Source organism: Pseudomonas fluorescens, assembly GCF_001708445.1.
GTDB lineage: Bacteria > Pseudomonadota > Gammaproteobacteria > Pseudomonadales > Pseudomonadaceae > Aquipseudomonas > Aquipseudomonas gorinensis.
Genome location: NZ_CP015637.1, coordinates 4,884,863 through 4,903,571 on the forward strand (window position 1 = coordinate 4,884,863; position 18,709 = coordinate 4,903,571).

The following is an 18,709-nucleotide window of genomic DNA, read 5'->3' on the forward strand; positions in this document are numbered from 1 at the left end:
GACTTGTTGAAATGTCAGTAATGGATGTTAAACAACAGCGACCGGGTATACTTCAAAGCAAGACTTTGCATGCGTTGCTTGCTATTAATTCGAGCAGTGTCAGCCGGCTCATTATTTTGCTCACCTTCGTACTTGCATGTGCAGCGATTGCGATGCATGCGCCTGGGCAGATGTCGATGGACACGAGCATACAGCTCTACGAGGCCCATATAGGCCGATCTGTGAGTTGGGGCCCCCCCTTCATGTCGGCGCTGCTCAGGTGGCTAGGTGGGGGAGAGCTATCTGCTGCGATGTTCGTAATGATCAATTCAATACTTTTGTATGGAGCCTTTGCAGTTGTTGTATTAACGATGTTGCAGATGCGCGCCGCTCAGGGACTTCGTGATGTTCCAACGTGGCGAGTGCTCGCTGCGTTCCTCCTGATAATGAATCCCATCGTTTTCATTTATTCAGGCATTGTATGGAAAGACGTAATCTTCGCATCGTTATTAACAGCTTCTAGCGCATGCGCTATTGCCGCAACGGTGGGCTCACCTTTGCGTCGGTATTGGTGTATTGGCTTGTCGATAATTTTTCTAAGCGCCGGATATCAGACTCGCCAGCAAGGGGTGTTCATGGCGCCCGTCCTGTTGCTATCGCTGATTGTTGCTCTTTATTCCTTCAAATCGACTAAAAAAATCCTAGGTGCTTCGCTGATCATTGTTTTGTTCGCAAGTGCTGTCTTGGGAATTCAGCATCAGGCCAACTCGACCGTGACGGGAGCTGGGGATCGCGCCAGTTCTGTGGGGTTTCGCAGCATCATTCAGTTTGACCTTGCGGGTATCATCAGCAATTCAAAGTTACCCCCTAACCAACTTGCTAACCCTGTGACTCAAGAGCAGCTTGCTGCCATCAAGTCTGTTTACGATCCAAGTAGAATTGACTTTCTTGATCTGAACCCAGTTGTTCGTGCTTGGTTCGCCGCCATACCAAGCGAAACGCTTCGGCATGAGTGGTGGGAGATGGTGAAGCAGAACCCGAGTGCTTATATGGAGCACCGTTTTACAACCTATGCGACATTGCTGGGGCTGCGAGGGCTTAATGGCACGCTGCCCGTCTTTGTTGGTGTGGAAGGTAATCCAGAGTATCTGGCTGCATCGGGAGTCAGGCAGGGAACTACCCCAAGGGCTCAAAGAATATATGATATGGCCGTGTCTTTTTTCAGTTGGCCAATTTACCGTCATGTTTTTTGGATGGCGGCGCTTATAGTGATTGTTGCCATCGGTGCACGCAGAATCTCCCCAGGGCCTGTTAAAACCATAGGTGGAGTTATTGCTCTGGCGACACTCCTGATGTATGGCTCTTTCCTACCGACCAGCATCGCTTCGGATTTTCGATATTTATTTGCAACGATACCATTAGTGATGGTGTTGGGCTTGATTCTTCTGTTCGGTGTCGAAAAGAAGAGTGACACGGAGTGTGGTGAAAAAGAGTGGCAGGTTTCACCCGTCTGTGCTGCTGAATCAGCATAAGATGAAGAGTAAGCCGGGTTTCTAAGGATCACATTACATCATGGCAGTTCTCCTAGTGGTTCCTTCTTTTCGGTGGCGCCACTGGGTGTTTTAGAGGGCTTTTGGTGAATTTAGAGATGGTGATGCCTCGACTGCTTATCTATTTTATATTTGGAAGCGGTATAGGTCGGACTTGAGGAGAACGGATATCAATATTTATATTCAACTGGGTACGCTGGAAAATACAGAGGGCAGGCGATGAATCCGCATGCCCCTCAACCGATATCCATGTGGGCTCTGTTACGTAGTTTGTGGTTGAATCGCCAGTTGATTGGTCGAATGACGAGGCGCGAAGTAGTTGGTCGCTATAAGGGATCGTTTCTTGGTCTGGGTTGGTCCTTTCTCAACCCGTTACTGATGCTTGCGGTATATACCTTTGTTTTTTCTGTAGTATTCCGTTCTCGCTGGGGAATAGCTGAGAACGGGGTAGAAGAAAGTAAGGCCATGTTCGCCGTTGTGCTATTCATCGGTATGATCGTATATGGCCTGTTTGCGGAGATTCTTAATCGAGCTCCCAGCCTGATTGTAGGGAACGTCAACTATGTAAAAAAAGTAGTTTTCCCTCTCGAAATTTTGCCTGTCGTGGCTGCAGGTGCGGCGCTATTTCACGCGCTGGTCAGCCTGACCGTTTGGCTATTGGCATACACCCTGCTCATCGGTGTTCCTCATTGGCATGTGTTGTTTCTTCCTTTGGTGCTTTTTCCGTTATTACTCCTTGCGCTGGGGTTGGCGTGGTTTCTCGCATCCCTAGGTGTTTTTCTGCGAGATGTAGGGCAAACCGTGACTATTATCACCACCATGATGATGTTTTTAGCACCGGTCTTTTTTCCCGTTAAAAATTTGCCGCTAGAGTTTCAACCACTTATCATGGCTAATCCTTTGACGTTTATAATCGAACAAGCTCGCGATATATTGATTTGGGGTGTAATGCCCGATTTTGTCGGATTGTTTTATTATTCTCTTATTGCATTGGTCGTATTTTGGGGAGGGTTTTTCTGGTTCCAGAAGATGCGAAAAGGGTTTTCCGATGTGCTCTGATTTTGCAATAAGGGTAAGCGCCGTCAGTAAATGTTTCCATGTTTACGACACGCCGCGCGATCGCTTCTTTCAGATGTTTAATGGTCGGCGTAAACAATATTTCAGAGAATTTTGGGCACTACGCGAAATATCTTTTGCTGTAAGGAAAGGCGAGACCGTTGGTATTGTCGGGCGCAATGGCAGTGGAAAATCTACTTTGTTGCAGATTATTTGCGGGACGCTAACGCCCTCCTCGGGAGATGTTTATACGTCTGGACGGGTGGCCGCACTGCTTGAGTTGGGATCAGGGTTTAATCCGGATTTCAGTGGGCGTGAAAACGTATATATGAATGCAGCGGTACTTGGACTGTCTCGAGAAGAAACAGATTCCCGGTTTTCCGATATCGAGGCGTTCGCAGAAATAGGTAGCTTTATTGATCAACCCGTCAAAAATTATTCCAGCGGTATGATGGTACGTCTGGCTTTTGCTGTAGCGATTCATGTGGATCCGCAAATTCTTATTATCGACGAAGCGTTGTCGGTGGGGGATGAGCTATTCCAGCGTAAGTGTTTTGCACGCATTGAAGCGATTAAAGCCAATGGTGCAACAATTCTTTTTGTATCTCACTCAGGGAGCGCAATTGTAGAGCTGTGTGATCGTGCCATTCTTTTGGACGGTGGCGATAAGCTCACGGAAGGCGCCCCCAAAAATGTCATCGGAAAATATCAAAAATTACTTTATGCTCCTGCCGAGAAGGCTAAGGATATCCGCGCAGCGGTTAGTGCGGAGGGTGATGTAACTTTGTCGACACTGAATTCAATTGTAGAGTCGGTTCAGCATACTTCCTCGAAGAATGCTATTGATGAAATTTTCGAGTTCTACGATCCACATTTGAAAACCCAAAGTGAACTATCCTATGAACCCCAAGGCGCAACCATTCAATTCCCCCAGATTGTCAATCTTGCCGGCGAATCTGTTAATTGTTTGATACGCGGGCGGACATACCGTTACACCTATAAAGTCAACTTCACGCTTGCTGCCATGAGTGTCCGCTTTGGTATGATGATTAAAACTCTGACTGGCGTCGAATTGGGCGGGGCCGCTACCGCCATGAGCCCTTTAGATACGATCAGTTATGTGGCCCCCGGCACTATAATTCAGGTTGAGTTTGCCTTTGAGTGCAATCTAAATCCAGGTACATACTTTTTGAATGCAGGAGTACTGGGGGCAGTTGGCGAGGAAGAAACATACCTTCATCGGCTGTTGGATGCATGCTTATTCCGCGTACTACCGATGACTGAACAGTTGGCAACAGGAGTTGTAGATTTTAAGTGTGTGCCCGATGTTTTAATATTCAGCGGTGAAAACATTTAACACTCGAATAACCAACCTTCAATGGACTCTGTGTAATGAATAATAATCTGGTATTTCAAATTTCTAGCGTAAGTGCTAACGCCAGGGCCTCTATGAAAGGGCAAAAACCATTTGTGTTGTGGTTGACCGGGCTTAGCGGCGCGGGGAAAACCACTGTTGCTAATGCGATTGAAGTTGCTCTGGTTGAGCGAGGTCGACACACCTACCTGATTGACGGCGACAATGTTCGCATGGGCTTGTGTCGAGACTTGGGTTTCAGTGACGCTGATCGTGAGGAAAATATTAGGCGCGTTGCAGAAGTGTCGCGTTTGTTCGTTGATGCAGGTCTTATTGTGATCACCTCGTTTATCTCGCCATTCGAGCGAGACCGAGCGCTTGCTCGCGACGTCATCGGCGCTGAGACATTCATAGAGGTCTTTATTGATGCGCCGCTTTCTGAATGCGAGCGCCGAGATCCTAAGGGGTTGTATGTCAAAGCTCGTAAGGGATTGATCAAAAAATTTACGGGTATAGACTCCATCTACGAAGCCCCGCAGGCACCAGATATTCATCTCAATACATTGGAGGACGATGTATTGACAGTGGTTTCGAACGTTATGGACTATCTGGACGAGCGCACGTTGGTATAGGTATTACGATAACCGCTTCAGGCCTTCACGGTAACCATAATACCAAGCATGATAATGGCAACGCCAATGAAGTATTGTGGTTGAAAGCGCTCTCCAAAGACAAAGTGACTTCCTAAGGGGACCAGTACAAAGGCAAGGGCCATCAATGGGTATGCTTTACCTAGCTCGATTTTTTGCAGTACCCATATCCAGGCTATCGTAGTGATTCCGTATAATGCAAAAGCTGAAAATAAAGTGATCAGTGTTTTGGTATCAAACCAACTGTCACTTTCATGCAAAGAAACAGCGCTCAGCTTAAATAGAATTTGCCCGGTGGCAATACCAAGAACACAAGCAAACGCTATCAGATAGGTCATGAGCGGGGGGCCTTTTTAGTCAGTATGTGTTTCTTGCGTAATACATGGAAAGCTTGACGCGGTGAAGAAGCAATATCATGGCCAAGAAATGCCAGTAAAAGTTGGATGCCGATAATGACCGGTAGTGCTGACAGCATGACAGTGCCTGCTGGGGTTGGCATATTTGCATGCAGAGAGTCAATCCAGTGGCTAATCCCAAAAGTTGATCCTGCCGTCAATAATATTAGCCCGAGCGGTAGCTCTATCGACGCTAAAGACATGCCTCGAAGATAGTAATTATAGAAGATGCGTTTTCCAAAGTTTCGGATGTGTTTAATTAAAAATTCGCCAATTACCTTGGACACTTTAAGGTTGCTGACTTCGTCTTCATACTTGGCATCCATAGGGATATCAATCACAACAGCATTCAATGTGTTAAGACGAAAAAGCATGTCGGTTTCAAAGAAATAGCGTTGGCTTATTTTGTTAAGAGGAAGGTGCTTGGCTATTTCACTGTGTATGGCTGTATAACCATTGGTTGGATCGAACAACTCCCAGTATCCAGAAGAAAGCTTTGTCATGAACGAAAGTACAGCGTTTCCGAAAAGCCGAATTTTTGGCATTTCGGATATTTTTTCTAAATTGAAAAAGCGATTACCTTTAGTGTAATCAGCATTCCCTGCGATGATGGGCGATACAAAGTCGCTGATGAGGCTCGGGTCCATCTGCCCATCGCCATCAATTTTGACGATGATATCCATTCCATCCGCGATGGCGGCCCTGTACCCCGTCATTACCGCTCCGCCAACGCCCAGATTGACCGGATTGCGCAACACGATTACGCGTTCGTCGACGCAATGTTCAACGACGAAGTCAGCTGAGCCCTCTGGGCAGCAGTCGTCAACGACGTAGATTTTAAAAACTTCCGGCCCGATCTGCCGAATAACTTCTAATATGTGGTTCCTCACCTTATAGCAGGGGATCAGAACCGCTATTTTCGTCGCTTGATCAGACACGTGAGTGCTCCATCTCTCATGCAAAAAATTTGAGTGAGACTAGCATATTCATTTGTAATGAAGAACAGTTGAGTGGCATTAATTCATTAGCGCCTCGTCGATAATGCCTTTCGACCGAAGAGGATAATATTGGTTCGTTTTAAATTGACGGCGTGTAGATATTCTTGGCTTGTGAGCTTGATCACCTGGAAATGATGCTTCTTGCCAGAGTTTCCTGTGGTTGATGGTGGTAGATTTTTGGACGACTGATCAGTAGAGGTCTTAGTCTAGGCGCTGGAGGGGCGTGGCCTTTGTTAGGGGGCGGATTGGCTGTCGTGTACTGACGGGATGGTGAGTCCGGGGTGAGCCTTGCAGGTTTTTTGGGGCATTGCCATTATTTGGTAGTTGATCACCATCGTCTTTGTCATTGAGGATCGCAGTGAAATCATTGGATTAAATAAGCAAAAAACTGATGGTTTGCGACGATATTAATTCTAAATTAGTGAATAAGCAGTTGCGCAGTTTTCGGGCCTTTATTTGGACTGTTGATTCAAGGTTGATGTATCAACAGTCTAAATAAACAGAATTTTTGAAAGATGGAAAGCTCAAGGTCCTGCTCTCTCTAGAAGAGTTTTTTTCTTGGGAGGGAGCACGGTTTTTGTGAGTGAGACTAACCCAGGCGTGATAATTTTTTATGTAACTGCTCTATAGCACTACACATTGTTGGCCAATCGAGAAAGCCGCGTTTTTCGTAATAAAGAGGTTGTTGATGTGGAGGCTGTGTTAGTCGATGCCGATTCACACCTTGCAGCGATTGGACGCCATAATAAAAATAATGGCCACCTACAAATGGGAATAAACCTAACCAGCTACGCCATTGTGATGGATAAGAAAGACAAAGTCTTATGTAGAAAAAACGAGCTCGCCAGGTGATCGACTGCTGCTCAATGGGGCCATTTTCTGGAAGTGGTGATAGCACACGGAAAAGCGGACCTGAACAATTCCGAGCGTTGTAGAGCGGGTATTGCCAGACGGTCGCTGAATGTGTTCGGACTGCTAATAACTCAACTACAATGGCGTGGAGCAGATCGTGGTCAGGGTGACCGCCTTCCCAGGCTGGCACAAAACAGGCATGAAGAGTTGGATGGTCATTAAGGAAGCAATCAAGCCAGTCTACAAATACGTCAATATGGCGATGCAGCTGACCGTCTATAATTGACAATTGTCGGCCGATAAAAACAATATCGTCCGTGGCAACTCCCAACTTCTGTAGAACGGTTCGTGACTCATGGTCTCGACGATCAGGGTCAGCAGTGGCGGAGCCATCGGTTACGTAAATACAGCGAACCCATCGGCCAGCCGCTAACGCTTGCTCAATCTGGTGGAATAAGCCGAACTCGTCATCTTGATGAGGCATAAAAAATATAGAAGCTAACTTCATGCGGGGGGCTCTCGAAATTAAGGTATATCAATGGTGTCGAGATTGAGTCGTGTGATTTTTTTCAAAAAAGCATCGTTCTTTTCTACATCTTCGGTAAGATATTTGTAACCAAAACTTCTCGGCTCGAAAAAGAAGCCGGGTATCTTAATAAAAAAATAACCGGGTCGATAAGCCGATAACGTTATTACCAGCCCCAAATTAGACGAGTACAATCCATCTGTGCCGAGAAGGTTGAAAAATAATGGCTTTTTTCTTGTGAACCATCCACCTGTTGGTCTTATCGCTTTCCATAAACCATCGTCTTTGATTTCGTCTCTAAAGAAACGCCAAAAAAACGGCACACCTATATACAGGTGAAGATTTCCTTTCAGTGTCCACCCCAAACCTTTTTCGCGTATTTTCCTTATGTTTTTATTGGGGTAGCCGCACACGACAGCTATATCGTCTTCGGCAAATGATTTATACAAACGCTTTCCAAGAATAATCGAAGAACCCTTTTGAGTCCCGTCGGACATGGTGTCCGTAGAAAGGAAAACTGCGGAGTCTCCATGGCTTAATTTTAAGCCACAGTACGCGGCCACCATAGTGCCATTTTTAATAGAGCAACAGATTCTTGATTCATTCAGCAGGTATTTTTGAAACACGAGAGTCGCGTTTTTCTCGGAGCTCCCGAAACATCTTCGGAATAAACGAGTCCATTGTTCGATGAATTCACTGCTATAGTCGCTGCGCTTGGCTATATGAATGCCATCATCCAATAAGTTGCTCATTATTAAGTTTCGCTCCCTGTGAAAGCTGTAGATTTTATTGCGCATACCTGATCAAGCTAGAAGCTTTTTTTTGCGCGTCAGCATCCTGGCCAATTAGGCGGGTGGTCGGCCGGGAAATTGTAAATGGTTGGGCAGAAACCTACAAATAGTTTGATCAAATTCAGTTTTCTTCTTTCCCAATGCTCAGAGTTGATCGGTGGGCTATTTGCATTCTGCTAAACCTACCAACCGTTTTAATTCTACCCTCTTGGCGAAGAGCAGGCAGCGCTCCACGGGAAAATTCGTCCTCGGTGTCCGTCATTTTAGGGCCTGGCTGAGAGGGGGGAAGCGCGCTTGGGCAGAGGATGGTCACTATCTTGACGATGGGGCGAGAAATCTAGGGCTGGGTTGTCGTATTTTGTTGAGTTGTCGCAGTTTTGTGGTAGATTTCCGCAAAAAATTTACTATGGACGAATAAGAAATGGTTTTCAGCTCGGTCGTGTTTATTTTTTACTTCTTACCTGTTTTTCTTTTGTTTTACTATTTGACGGGGGTCAGAAACGCATTTTTACTTACTGCCAGCGCAGTATTTTATGTTTGGGGGGAAGGGCTGTATTTATTGCTGTTGATGGCTATGTTGATAATTAATTTTAGTGCGGGAAAGATAATAGATTCAGCAGTCGGACCACTTCGTAGGTGGGCGCTGGGTGTGTTTGTTATTGTCAATCTTTTAGTGTTAGGCGTTTTTAAGTATAGCCAATTTTTGGTTGATATCATCTTCGGGGTTTTAGGTGTTGAGTCTCCCCACCTTGGCATGCATCTGCCACTTGGTATTTCATTTTTTATTTTTCAGTTAGTGTCCTACCTTGTCGAGGTATATAGACGAACGATCCGCCCTGAAAATAGTATCGTGCGGCTGTCTACTTATGTGATGATGTTTCCGCATTTAGTCGCGGGCCCGATTGTTCGATATACCGACATTGAGACTGAATTGCATCATCGAACAGTGGGTGTAGAAAAGTTCGGCCTGGGTGTTCAGTATTTCATTGTGGGGCTATGTCAAAAGGTAATGATCGCAAATTCGGTCGCGCCGGCAGCTGATCATTTGTTTAGTCTTGATCCATCGGGAGTGACGTCTACAGTTGCCTGGATTGGTACAGTTGCCTATACAATACAGATATATTTTGATTTTTGTGGCTACTCTAATATGGCGATCGGTCTCGCCTTTATGTTGGGGTTCAGATTTCCTAAAAATTTCGACTATCCATACTCCTCAACGTCGATCACAGAGTTTTGGCGGCGTTGGCATATGTCTCTTTCTTTTTGGTTCAGAGATTATGTTTATATACCACTGGGTGGCAGTCGGGGGGGAGAGGTTTCGACAATTCGAAACCTGCTGATTGTATTTTTTGTGACGGGGCTCTGGCACGGTGCAGCATGGACATTTATTTTTTGGGGGATGTTTCATGGTGTGTTCGTTGTATTGGAGAGAGTATTTTTGAAAAGAGTACTCGAGGCCGTCCCTGTTATTTTGGCGCGCTTCTACACGTTACTGGTGGTCATGGTTGGCTGGGTGTATTTCAGGGCCGATAGTTTTGATGACGCATGGGTCATTATCAAGGCGCTAGCGGGTTTCGACAGTCCCCAGCATGAATGGCAACCCATGATGGTCTGGATGACGCCTGAAACAATAGTTGCGCTGGCCGCAGGAATTGCTCTGTCATTCCCTATTATTCCGTGGGTCTGCGCACAGCTAAATCTAACGAGAATCAATGGGTCTACGGAACCCGGCATGCATGGTCGAGATGCCGCGGATGTTCATGCTCTGCCTGTTTTTTTGTTGGTGGGTGGGCTGGTTTGTTGTGTGGTGCTACTTGCAAGCAGCTCTCTTAACCCATTTCTATATTTCCGATTCTGAGGCGCATAAATGAGCCATGCATCCGAAAGTAGTGAGCTGTCTATAAAGACCCGACGTACTTATCATTGGTGGTCTTTGGTTGTTGGAGTACTGGTGGTCGTTTTCGTCATCCACTTGTTTACTTTGTTCAATGTTGCTGAGCCAGGTATGTCTGAGAACCGGGTACTCGCAAGTGCACCCGGGGTTCCGAAAAGTCTCGCTGACTGGGCGATATTGCCGGCAAAGTTGGACGCCTTCGCAATCGACCAGTTTCCACTGCGTGCACATATGATTGCGGCGTTGAATTTTATTCGTTACAAACTCGGATATTCGGGTTCGAAAAGGATTATTGTCGGCCAGAACGGCTGGCTATTTTATGATGATGGTAGTCACTTGGTACTTATGTCAGGTGATTTAATTCTGGATAAACCAAATATTGATGCTTGGGTAAGTGGGTTTCGTCAACGCGTGGATTACCTGAACAAAAGAGGCGCGAAATTTTATTTCATGGTAGCTCCTGTGAAGGAGGATATCTATCCCGAAAATCGACCTAGTTGGATGCCTGGGCATAGAGTTAATACTGAAGTTGATGAAATCATCAGTGCTTCAAAAAAAGCAGGGTTCGATCAAATCGTAGATCCTCGTGAAGCCATTTTCCAAGAGCGACACAATCAAAAGCTCTATGATGAGTACGACACGCATTGGACGGGATTGGGCGCTTATATTGCTTACAAACAGTTAATGACCAGATTGTCTAAAGACTTTGCCGGCATGCAGCCGTTGCCGTTGACTGCGTTTACACCGGTTGGGCTCTCAAAGGCAGGGATTCCCAGAGATTTGTCATTGATGCTTGGGATAGCGGATTTCGTCCCGCATGATCGGGTCTCGTTTGCGGGGATGGTGACCCATCCTCCTGAAAAAACGACCTTCCTGAGTGACAACCATAGCTGGGTTGGGCCGCAGGTTCTTCATACCGACGCTAAAACCGGAAAGACGCTACTCCTTCTGAGGGACTCATTCTCAACTGAGTTGCTGCCACTTCTGAAAGAGCACTTTGATACGATTGTCATGGCGCATGTGCAGGACGGTTTCTTTCGTACTGACCTCATTGAGAAGTTCAAACCAGACGCTGTTGCAATTGTCATTATTGAAACGGGAACCCGGCACACTATGAGTGTCATGCCCACTTTAGAAGACCATTGACAACATCTGTCACAGCAATTTCGCACATTGGTTTGGCGCAGGCAGGACATATTACGGGGGCCAAGCCAATGTGTCTTGCAGATTTCTAAGCGCTCCATTAACCCGACATTCAAAGTGGCCACCTAATCCCCGATGCTGTGCTTCCGATTCCCTCATGAGCCGGTCCGCCATGATGCGACCCGACGTAAAAAGTAAAAAAGTCTATCTCTACGCTAAGCTCGTCGACTTTCGAAATCCATTGATGGCCTGGTCGAAGTGGATATCAAAGGAGAAAATTCGCTGTTGCGTCAGCGCCTGTTCGGACGCAGGTCTGAGCAAGTGGCTGACCCGGAAACGCTGCAGCTAGCCTTGTTCAATGAAGCGGAAAGCGTCGTAGAACCCATCGATTAAGCCGCCGAAGAGGGAGCTGTTGCGCCGACCACTGCGGATTGGTAAGCGCAAACTGCTGCCGGCCGATCTCCCTTGCATCAAGTCATCCATGAACTGTCCGGGAATGAACTGACCTATGCGTGCGGCTGCCGCAAACACGCTATCGGCGAGCAGGTCAGCGAGCAGCTTGAAACCCTGCCGATGTAGATCCGAGTGATCAAACATTTTCGTAAGGTCTACATTGCCGTGCCTGTGAAACGGCACCGGCCACGGCGGACAAGCCGGCTCAACTGATTCAGAAAAGCATGGCCTGCCCAAGCGTGCTAGCGATGCTGCAGACCATCAAATACGTGGACGGTTTGCCGCTTCCCCGTTTCGAAATGCTACGGGGCTACCATGGAATCGATATCCCGAGTCAGACCTTGGCCCGCTGGGTTATCCAGTGCGGCGAACACTTACAGCCAGCGCTGAATTTAATGCGCGACCAGTTGCTGGAAAGCCGCATCATCCATTGCGATGAAACTCGGGTACAGGTGTTGAAAGAGCCTGATCGAGAGACAAGTAGTGTGCGCAAACCGGCGGCCCGCTCTACAAACCAGTGATCCTTTTCTACTACCCCATCAGTGGGGCGCAGGAAGTGCCGACGCGCCTGCTTGATGGCTATCGCTGCTACGTGATGGCCGATGATTACGCTGGTTACAAAGCGCTGGGCACGCAGGCAGGGGTTGAGCGTTTAGGTTGCTGGGTGCATGCACGGCGAAAATTTGTCGAAGCGCAAAAAGTGCAACCCAAAGGCGAGGGGGGCCGGCCGACATCACACAGGACCTGATCAACAGGCAAAGCCATCAACTACCTGGCGAGCAACTGGAACAAACTTGAGCAGTACATCGAGGAGTACATCTGCCAATCGACAACAACCTGACGAAAGAGCTATCAGGCCCTTTGGGATCCTAAGAAAGAACTGGTTGTTCAGTGACACGCCCAAAGGTACGACGGCTAGTGCCCAACTTTACAGTGGGGCCCTATACGTGGTTACACCACACCCTTGAGTGCCTGCCGGCGGCTCTTTAAGCTTTACTGTCCTGGAAATGCTCACCAGTATCGTATAGTTAATATTCTATCCATCTTGATGGCTGGTGGGGTTTACGATGAGGTTAAAGAATACAGGCGGAGCAACGATCATGGAATACGATGATAAACGGATTGAGGAAGCCGTGTTGCCCCTGTTGGTAACCTTCAGTTTTGATAACGGCAATGCGTGGAAAAAGCTCGACTTCGAGACCGTGAGCCGATTGCATGAATACGGTTTCATCAGTAGTCCTGTGAACAAGAACAAATCAATCCGGTTCACGGCTGAAGGGCTAGAGTGAGGTCGGCAGATAGCCAACCGCTTGTTTGGGGTAAAAAACTCAAGTGGAGCATGTATCCGATTCGGATATATGACTTAATACCGGAGCCATACGGTAGAGGGGGGGTATGGATTGAATGTTTTTAACTTACTACCTGTGCTCAGACATTATTCATACTGACTCTTATTTTGAACAGTAAAACGTATCTCTCCAGCCTTCGCTGTAGTCCACCATTGCACTTTCAATTTCAGGGTTCTCTAAAATGAATGTGTTCCAGTCGAACGTCTCTGTCGCATATCCAAAGTGTTTAGCAATAAAGCGTATGGCGCTTCTTGACGGGCGTCCGACGAGGGTTTTTCCGTTTCGCGTCAGTGAGTCGGAGTAAGCCATTTGCTGGTCTTCCACCGGGTCAAGCAGGAGCTGGACGCCATGAGGGTTGGCAAATACAACGCGAGGATCGCTGTTTTCAATGTCCGGTAACTCATCGACTACCGGTGTCACTTCGGTGTCGATTACCACAAGTTTTGCGCCGGTACGTTCGATCAAGTCAAATAATTCAGCATGTCGAATAGTGTGGTAATAAAACCCGAGGCAAAAAACGATATCAAATTCTTTGTTGCTGAGGTGGTCGAATACATCGCCGCACAAAAAATTAAAACGTGAGGGTTCGATACCATACTCGTTAAACGTATCAATGGCGTTGTTAATCAACTCTTGCCGGGGTTCGATACCCGTAACATGGGCCGCACCTGCTTGTAGGGCAGCAAATGACCAACGCCCGTCGTGACTTGCTATATCAAGAACGCGCTTGCCTTTTATTAACTCGATATTCCGCTCCATTATTGCGCAAAACCGCGAATTCAGGCGGTCTGGAAACGGGCTGGTTTGGCTGGTTTTATAAAATCTTGGGAAATTATCAAAAAAGCCCATGTGGTTCCCCTCTACGCAACTTGGCGCGACTCGACATTGAGTCGAATACGCTCAGGATAATACACGACGTGCCTCCTAGCGGAAGACTGCGGTAAGATTTATCCCTTTCCTTGCAGGTTTCCGTCGCTGCTGTTTTTTACAATTATGGATAAAAGCATCCAGGCTGGCTTATTTATAGTTTTTTTGGCCGCAACACCAACCACAACGCCCCCGCAATCAACACTCCGCCATACAGATGCGCCATTGATAACGGCTCGTCGAGCAGCAACGCGCCCCACAGCACGCCGAACGGCGGGATCAGGAAAGTGGTGGTCATCGATCTCACGGGGCCAATCGCAGTGAGCAAGCGGAAGTACAACACATAGGCAAACGCCGTACACACCAGCCCCAGGCCCAGCAGCGACAACCACACCTGCCACCCACCCCAACTCGCGGGCGGATGGCTGATGGCGCTGTAGATAAACAACGGCAGCAGGAACAACGTGGCGCCGAGCATGCTGCCCAGGGCGGAAAGACGACTGTCCAATCCTCCCCGCTGGTCCAGCCAGCGGCGCGCCAGGAACCCGGCAAAGCCATAACACGTAGTCGCCAGCAAACAGGCCAGCGCGCCCATCAATAATTCCAGGTCAAACGCCACCGGGCCCGCGCGGGTCAGCACGCCTACACCGAAAAGCCCCAGGCACACCCCGGCGATTTTCGACGGGGTCAGCCGCTCGCTGAAGAACAGCCCGCCGATCAACACCCCCATCAACGGCGTGGTGGCATTGAAGATCGCCGAGTAACCCGCTGGCAGCACCTGGGCGGCCACCGAATACATCGTCGCGGGAATCCCGGAGTTGATCACCCCCAGCAGCAGGACGGTCTTGAACTTGCCCTGGAAGTCCCAGCGCACGCGCATCATCGCCAGGATCACCAACAACCCTGCGGCGGCAATCGACACGCGGAAAAACGCGGTCGGCACCGTGCCAATCTCTGGCGCGATGATGCGCATGAACAGGAAACTCGCGCCCCAGATGGCGGCGAGCCCCAGCAAGTACAAGGTGTCGACAGGTCTCACGTAACGCTCCTACCTCAATAAGCCGGCGAGTGTTACATGACCTTTCTATTGATTACAGAACAAACCGCGTCACCAACCCATTCAGGTCCACCGCCAGGCGCGACAGTTCCTGGCTGGCGGCCGAGGTCTGGGTGGCGCCAGCGGCGGTCTGGGTCGACAGGTCCCGGATATTCACCAGGCTGCGGTCCACTTCGCGGGCCACCAACGCTTGTTGCTCGGCGGCGCTGGCGATCACCAGGTTGCGCTGGCTGATCTGCGAGATGGCAGCGGTGATTTTTTCCAGGGCGCTGCCGGCGTTGTTGGCCCGTTGCAAGGTTTGGCCGGCGTGCTCGGCGCTGCTGTTCAAGGCACTGACGGTGTCCTGGGTGCCTTGCTGAATGCCGGCGATCATCTGCTCGATTTCTTCGGTGGAATCCTGGGTACGCTGGGCCAGTGAGCGCACTTCATCGGCGACCACCGCAAAGCCACGCCCGGCCTCACCCGCGCGGGCGGCTTCAATGGCGGCGTTGAGCGCCAGCAGGTTGGTTTGACCGGCAATGCCGCGGATCACTTCCAGCACCTTGCTGATGTCCTGGGCCTGCATCGCCAGGCCCTCGGCTTTGTTCGAAGCGCCGAGCACTTCGTCCACCAGGTTCTGGATCGAGCTGATGGTTTCGCTGATCTGGTAGTGGCCGTGCTTGCTGTCTTCGTCGGACGCCTGGGACGCTTCGGCGCTGGATACCGCATTGCCCGCCACTTCATCCACCGCCGCGCTCATCTCGGTCACGGCGGTCGCGGCCTGTTCGATCTCGTCGTTCTGCGCTTGCAGGCCACGTGTGCTCTGTTCCATCACCGAACTCATTTCTTCAGCCGCCGATGCCAGTTGCTGCGCCGATTCGCTGATGCCACGGATGGTGGTTTGCAGTTGCGCCTGCATGGTTGCCAGTGCTGTCAGCAGTTGTGCCGGTTCGTCATGGCCCTGCACCACGACGGGCTGGCTCAAGTCTCCGGCGGCAATGCTGCGCGCAACGCTCAGGGCCTGGCCCAGTGGCGCGGTGATGCTGCGGGTCAACAGCCAGGCCAGCAGCAAGGTGGCGACCAGCGCAACGCTGATGATCAGGCCGACAATCCACTGCGCGCGCGTATACACCTGTGCCGCTGCATCGGTTGCGGCTTCCACGCCGTTCTGGTTGAAGGTGATCATGTCCTCCAGGCTCTTGGTGAGGATTCCACCCTGTGGCGCCAGGCGGTTGTTGAGCAGGTCGATAGCGTCCTGCTGCTGGTCCTTATCCACCAGGGCGATCATCTGCCCGACGATGGTGAGGTAAGTGTTCACGTTGGCTTTGACCTGCTTGAGCAGTTCGCGCTCCTGGTCACTGCTGAGCAGGGTTTCGTGATGGTCCAGCAGGGTTTGCAATTCCGTACGCTGGCGGCTGATCAGGCCTTTGCTGTTGTCACGCACGCGCGACTCGTCGGTGGTTGCCAGGCGCAACGCTTCCAGACGGATGCTGGCCACGTAGGCCGCGCTGTCATGGATATTCTCGATGCTCGGCATCCACGACCCCTCGATCACCAGGGCGCTTTCACGCAGCTTGGCCATCTGACCCAGACCAAACAGGCCGACAATCACCAGCAGGCTGGCCAACACCCCAAAACTCAGACTGGCGCGCAGCCCGATCCTCATGTTCCTCAATGACATCTCAGTGCTCCTCGGGCGATTAAAACCAGTTCCCGGATCGGTCTTCTGACCTTGTTAGGGTGGGAGAGGGCGCGGTATATATCAAAGTGCCATCACTGCGGTAATCAGGGTTTCCCTTAGGCTGTATCGAAATGCTTACACATGCTGAAAACCAGTCGCCGTGCGGGTTTGCCTCGGCTGCTGCGGCCAGGCCACGTGGTTACAGGCTTTCAGATGAAACGTTTAACGTACGAAACGCGACTTTAGGGGGTGTTTATTGACCGTATGGTCGAATTAAAAAAACTGAAAATAAATGTACGATCTGCGCGAAGTTGTACAAGCCGTCGGAAAAAAACATCCTTCTCCTGTCACTCTTCACTGGCTAAGCTCAGGGCTTCCAGATGCCCGTTCGAGGTTTCCCGCATGTCGCAATCCACGCCCGCCCTCGCTATTGCGCGGATGATCCTTGAAGGCTTCGACGATTACCGCGAGCACTTTCGCCAGATCACCGACGGCGCCCGCGAACGTTTCGAAAAAGCCCAGTGGCAACTGGGGCAGGCAGCCTCGGCGGCGCGTATCAACCTGTATGAAGAGAAGGTCAGTGAAGTGACCGAGCGCCTGCGGGCTGCCTTCGACGAGGCCACGCTGCTGGATATCGACGTTTGGCCGCTGGTGAAAAGCGCCTATATAGGCCTGATTGACCTGCGCTTTGACGATGAGCTGTCCGAGACTTGGTACAACTCGATTTTCTGCGGCCTGTTCAGCCATGACCTGATCAGCGACGGCTGCATGTTCATCCACACGACCCGGCCGAGCCTGCGTCGGGCGCGAGCGGCGCAGACCCGCATCTACACGCCGGCCGGCAAAATCACCGATATGCTCGCGCAGATCTTCGCCGACTACCGCTTCAGCGAACCCTATGCCGATTTGCCGGCCGACCTGCGCCGCCTCGAAGCACAACTGCGCGAGAACCTGCCGGATTGGGTCTGCAAGGACCCGGAGCTCAAGGTCGAGCTGTTTTCCTCGGTGCTCTACCGCAACAAGGGCGCCTACCTCGTAGGACGCATCTACACCCATGAAGAACAGTGGCCCCTGGTCATCCCGCTGCTGCACCGCGAAGGGCGCGGCATCCAGATCGACGCGCTGATCACCGATGAAGCCGATGTGTCGATCATCTTCTCGTTCACCCGTTCTTACTTCATGGTCGACGTACCGGTACCGGCGGAATTCATCGGCTTTCTCAAGCGCATCCTGCCGGGCAAGCACATCGCCGAGCTGTACACCTCCATCGGGTTCTACAAGCACGGCAAGTCGGAGTTCTACCGCGCGCTGATCAACCACCTGGCGACCACCGATGACCAGTTCATCATGGCCCCCGGCGTGCGCGGCATGGTCATGAGCGTGTTCACGCTGCCGGGCTTCAACACCGTGTTCAAGATCATCAAGGACCGCTTCTCGCCGTCGAAAAACGTCAACCGCGCCACGGTGATCGAGAAATACCGCCTGGTCAAAAGCGTCGACCGCGTCGGGCGCATGGCCGATACCCAGGAGTTCGCCGACTTTCGCTTCCCCTTGAGCAAGTTCGAGCCCGAGTGCCTGGCCGAATTGCTTGACGTGGCCGCCGGCACCGTCGAAGTGGAGGGCGACACCGTGCTGATCCGCCATTGCTGGACCGAACGGCGCATGACCCCGCTCAACCTCTACCTCGACAACGCCAACGACGCTCAAGTGCGCGAAGCCCTGGAAGACTACGGCCTGGCCATCAAGCAATTGGCGGCGGCGAATATCTTTCCCGGTGACATGTTGCTGAAGAACTTCGGCGTCACCCGCCACGGCCGTGTGGTGTTCTACGACTATGACGAAATCTGCTTCCTGACCGAGGCCAATTTCCGCCACATCCCCGCACCCCGCACCCCCGAGGATGAAATGGCCTCCGAGCCCTGGTACTCCATCGGCCCGCTGGATGTGTTCCCCGAAGAATTCCCGCCGTTCCTGTTTGCCGACGCTGGCCAGCGCAAGCTGTTCAATGAACTGCACGGCGAGCTGTATAACGCCGACTACTGGAAAAGCCTGCAAGACGCGATTCGGGCCGGCAAGGTCATCGATGTGTTCCCTTACCGGCGCAAGGACCGCGATAACGAATGAGGGGCGCGCGC

General features: G+C 50.5%; 15 protein-coding genes and 1 pseudogene. 9 read left to right on the forward strand and 7 right to left on the reverse strand.

The features are described 5' to 3' along the window. Positions 1-11: 11 nt before the first annotated feature. The 4 genes from A7317_RS21635 to cysC all read left to right on the forward strand — a co-directional run bounded on the left by A7317_RS21635 (position 12) and on the right by cysC (position 4,571). Positions 12-1,511 (forward strand): hypothetical protein, encoded by a 1,500-nt coding sequence (locus tag A7317_RS21635; RefSeq protein ID WP_069076789.1) that lies wholly within the window; start codon positions 12-14, stop codon positions 1,509-1,511. Between the two features lie 237 nt (positions 1,512-1,748). Further along, positions 1,749-2,588: an ABC transporter permease gene (locus tag A7317_RS21640; RefSeq protein WP_069076790.1), complete on the forward strand. Its 840-nt coding sequence runs from the start codon at positions 1,749-1,751 to the stop codon at positions 2,586-2,588. Next, positions 2,578-3,942, forward strand: a complete 1,365-nt coding sequence (locus A7317_RS21645) for an ABC transporter ATP-binding protein (protein ID WP_069076791.1) — start codon at positions 2,578-2,580, stop codon at positions 3,940-3,942. Before A7317_RS21640 ends, A7317_RS21645 begins: the two co-directional genes overlap by 11 nt. A gap of 35 nt (positions 3,943-3,977) precedes the next feature. Next, positions 3,978-4,571, forward strand: coding sequence for an adenylyl-sulfate kinase (cysC, locus tag A7317_RS21650; RefSeq protein ID WP_069076792.1), 594 nt, complete (start codon positions 3,978-3,980; stop codon positions 4,569-4,571). Between the two features lie 17 nt (positions 4,572-4,588). On the opposite strand, the gene A7317_RS21655 is transcribed toward cysC, so the two are convergent. The 4 genes from A7317_RS21655 to A7317_RS21665 all read right to left on the reverse strand — a co-directional run bounded on the left by A7317_RS21655 (position 4,589) and on the right by A7317_RS21665 (position 8,112). Further along, positions 4,589-4,927 (reverse strand): EamA family transporter, encoded by a 339-nt coding sequence (locus A7317_RS21655; RefSeq protein ID WP_069076793.1) that lies wholly within the window; start codon positions 4,925-4,927, stop codon positions 4,589-4,591. Continuing rightward, on the reverse strand, positions 4,924-5,922 hold the full coding sequence (locus tag A7317_RS21660; RefSeq protein ID WP_069076794.1) for a glycosyltransferase family 2 protein: 999 nt from the start codon (positions 5,920-5,922) through the stop codon (positions 4,924-4,926). The genes A7317_RS21655 and A7317_RS21660 overlap by 4 nt, the downstream gene beginning before the upstream one ends. Positions 5,923-6,571: 649 nt before the next feature. Then, the gene (locus tag A7317_RS30205) at positions 6,572-7,342 is read right to left on the reverse strand and encodes a PIG-L deacetylase family protein (protein ID WP_081329235.1); all 771 of its coding nucleotides are present in this window, start codon (positions 7,340-7,342) and stop codon (positions 6,572-6,574) included. A 17-nt stretch (positions 7,343-7,359) separates the two neighbouring features. Next, a complete protein-coding gene (locus tag A7317_RS21665) occupies positions 7,360-8,112 on the reverse strand; it encodes a hypothetical protein (RefSeq protein WP_069077444.1) in 753 nt (250 codons plus the stop codon). Between the two features lie 460 nt (positions 8,113-8,572). Between A7317_RS21665 and A7317_RS21670 the strand changes: the two genes are divergently transcribed. The 4 genes and pseudogenes from A7317_RS21670 (at position 8,573) to A7317_RS21690 (ending at position 12,930) form a co-directional block, all read left to right on the forward strand. Next, the gene (locus A7317_RS21670; RefSeq protein ID WP_069076795.1) at positions 8,573-10,009 is read left to right on the forward strand and encodes an MBOAT family O-acyltransferase; all 1,437 of its coding nucleotides are present in this window, start codon (positions 8,573-8,575) and stop codon (positions 10,007-10,009) included. 9 nt (positions 10,010-10,018) lie between these two features. Continuing rightward, a complete protein-coding gene (locus A7317_RS21675) occupies positions 10,019-11,191 on the forward strand; it encodes an alginate O-acetyltransferase AlgX-related protein (protein WP_081329236.1) in 1,173 nt (390 codons plus the stop codon). Positions 11,192-11,428: 237 nt separating this feature from the next. Continuing rightward, positions 11,429-12,631: pseudogene (gene tnpC, locus A7317_RS30210) on the forward strand (IS66 family transposase). Between the two features lie 110 nt (positions 12,632-12,741). Continuing rightward, complete coding sequence (locus A7317_RS21690) at positions 12,742-12,930, forward strand: DUF6429 family protein (RefSeq protein ID WP_069077445.1); 189 nt, start codon at positions 12,742-12,744, stop codon at positions 12,928-12,930. Between the two features lie 162 nt (positions 12,931-13,092). Here the strand turns inward: A7317_RS21690 and A7317_RS21695 are convergent, their stop codons facing one another. The 3 genes from A7317_RS21695 to A7317_RS21705 all read right to left on the reverse strand — a co-directional run bounded on the left by A7317_RS21695 (position 13,093) and on the right by A7317_RS21705 (position 16,574). Then, positions 13,093-13,839 (reverse strand): class I SAM-dependent methyltransferase, encoded by a 747-nt coding sequence (locus A7317_RS21695; RefSeq protein ID WP_069076799.1) that lies wholly within the window; start codon positions 13,837-13,839, stop codon positions 13,093-13,095. Positions 13,840-14,011: 172 nt separating this feature from the next. Then, positions 14,012-14,896, reverse strand: coding sequence for a DMT family transporter (locus A7317_RS21700; RefSeq protein ID WP_069076800.1), 885 nt, complete (start codon positions 14,894-14,896; stop codon positions 14,012-14,014). A 52-nt stretch (positions 14,897-14,948) separates the two neighbouring features. Next, on the reverse strand, positions 14,949-16,574 hold the full coding sequence (locus tag A7317_RS21705; protein WP_069076801.1) for a methyl-accepting chemotaxis protein: 1,626 nt from the start codon (positions 16,572-16,574) through the stop codon (positions 14,949-14,951). Positions 16,575-16,976: 402 nt separating this feature from the next. Here A7317_RS21705 and aceK point away from each other — a divergent pair, with 402 nt between their 5' ends. Continuing rightward, the gene (gene aceK / locus A7317_RS21710; RefSeq protein WP_024076817.1) at positions 16,977-18,698 is read left to right on the forward strand and encodes a bifunctional isocitrate dehydrogenase kinase/phosphatase; all 1,722 of its coding nucleotides are present in this window, start codon (positions 16,977-16,979) and stop codon (positions 18,696-18,698) included. Positions 18,699-18,709: the final 11 nt, after the last annotated feature.

Bases quoted from the DNA above. Each gene is read 5' to 3' on its own strand.
- A7317_RS21640 (WP_069076790.1), top strand. From the start codon at position 1,749: ATGAATCCGCATGCCCCTCAACCGATATCCATGTGGGCTCTGTTACGT.
- A7317_RS21705 (WP_069076801.1), bottom strand. From the start codon at position 16,574: ATGTCATTGAGGAACATGAGGATCGGGCTGCGCGCCAGTCTGAGTTTT.
- A7317_RS21670 (WP_069076795.1), top strand. From the start codon at position 8,573: ATGGTTTTCAGCTCGGTCGTGTTTATTTTTTACTTCTTACCTGTTTTT.
- cysC (WP_069076792.1), top strand. From the start codon at position 3,978: ATGAATAATAATCTGGTATTTCAAATTTCTAGCGTAAGTGCTAACGCC.
- A7317_RS21675 (WP_081329236.1), top strand. From the start codon at position 10,019: ATGAGCCATGCATCCGAAAGTAGTGAGCTGTCTATAAAGACCCGACGT.
- A7317_RS21645 (WP_069076791.1), top strand. From the start codon at position 2,578: ATGTGCTCTGATTTTGCAATAAGGGTAAGCGCCGTCAGTAAATGTTTC.
- A7317_RS21655 (WP_069076793.1), bottom strand. From the start codon at position 4,927: ATGACCTATCTGATAGCGTTTGCTTGTGTTCTTGGTATTGCCACCGGG.
- A7317_RS21695 (WP_069076799.1), bottom strand. From the start codon at position 13,839: ATGGGCTTTTTTGATAATTTCCCAAGATTTTATAAAACCAGCCAAACC.
- A7317_RS21665 (WP_069077444.1), bottom strand. From the start codon at position 8,112: ATGAGCAACTTATTGGATGATGGCATTCATATAGCCAAGCGCAGCGAC.
- A7317_RS21690 (WP_069077445.1), top strand. From the start codon at position 12,742: ATGGAATACGATGATAAACGGATTGAGGAAGCCGTGTTGCCCCTGTTG.
- aceK (WP_024076817.1), top strand. From the start codon at position 16,977: ATGTCGCAATCCACGCCCGCCCTCGCTATTGCGCGGATGATCCTTGAA.
- A7317_RS21635 (WP_069076789.1), top strand. From the start codon at position 12: ATGTCAGTAATGGATGTTAAACAACAGCGACCGGGTATACTTCAAAGC.
- A7317_RS30205 (WP_081329235.1), bottom strand. From the start codon at position 7,342: ATGAAGTTAGCTTCTATATTTTTTATGCCTCATCAAGATGACGAGTTC.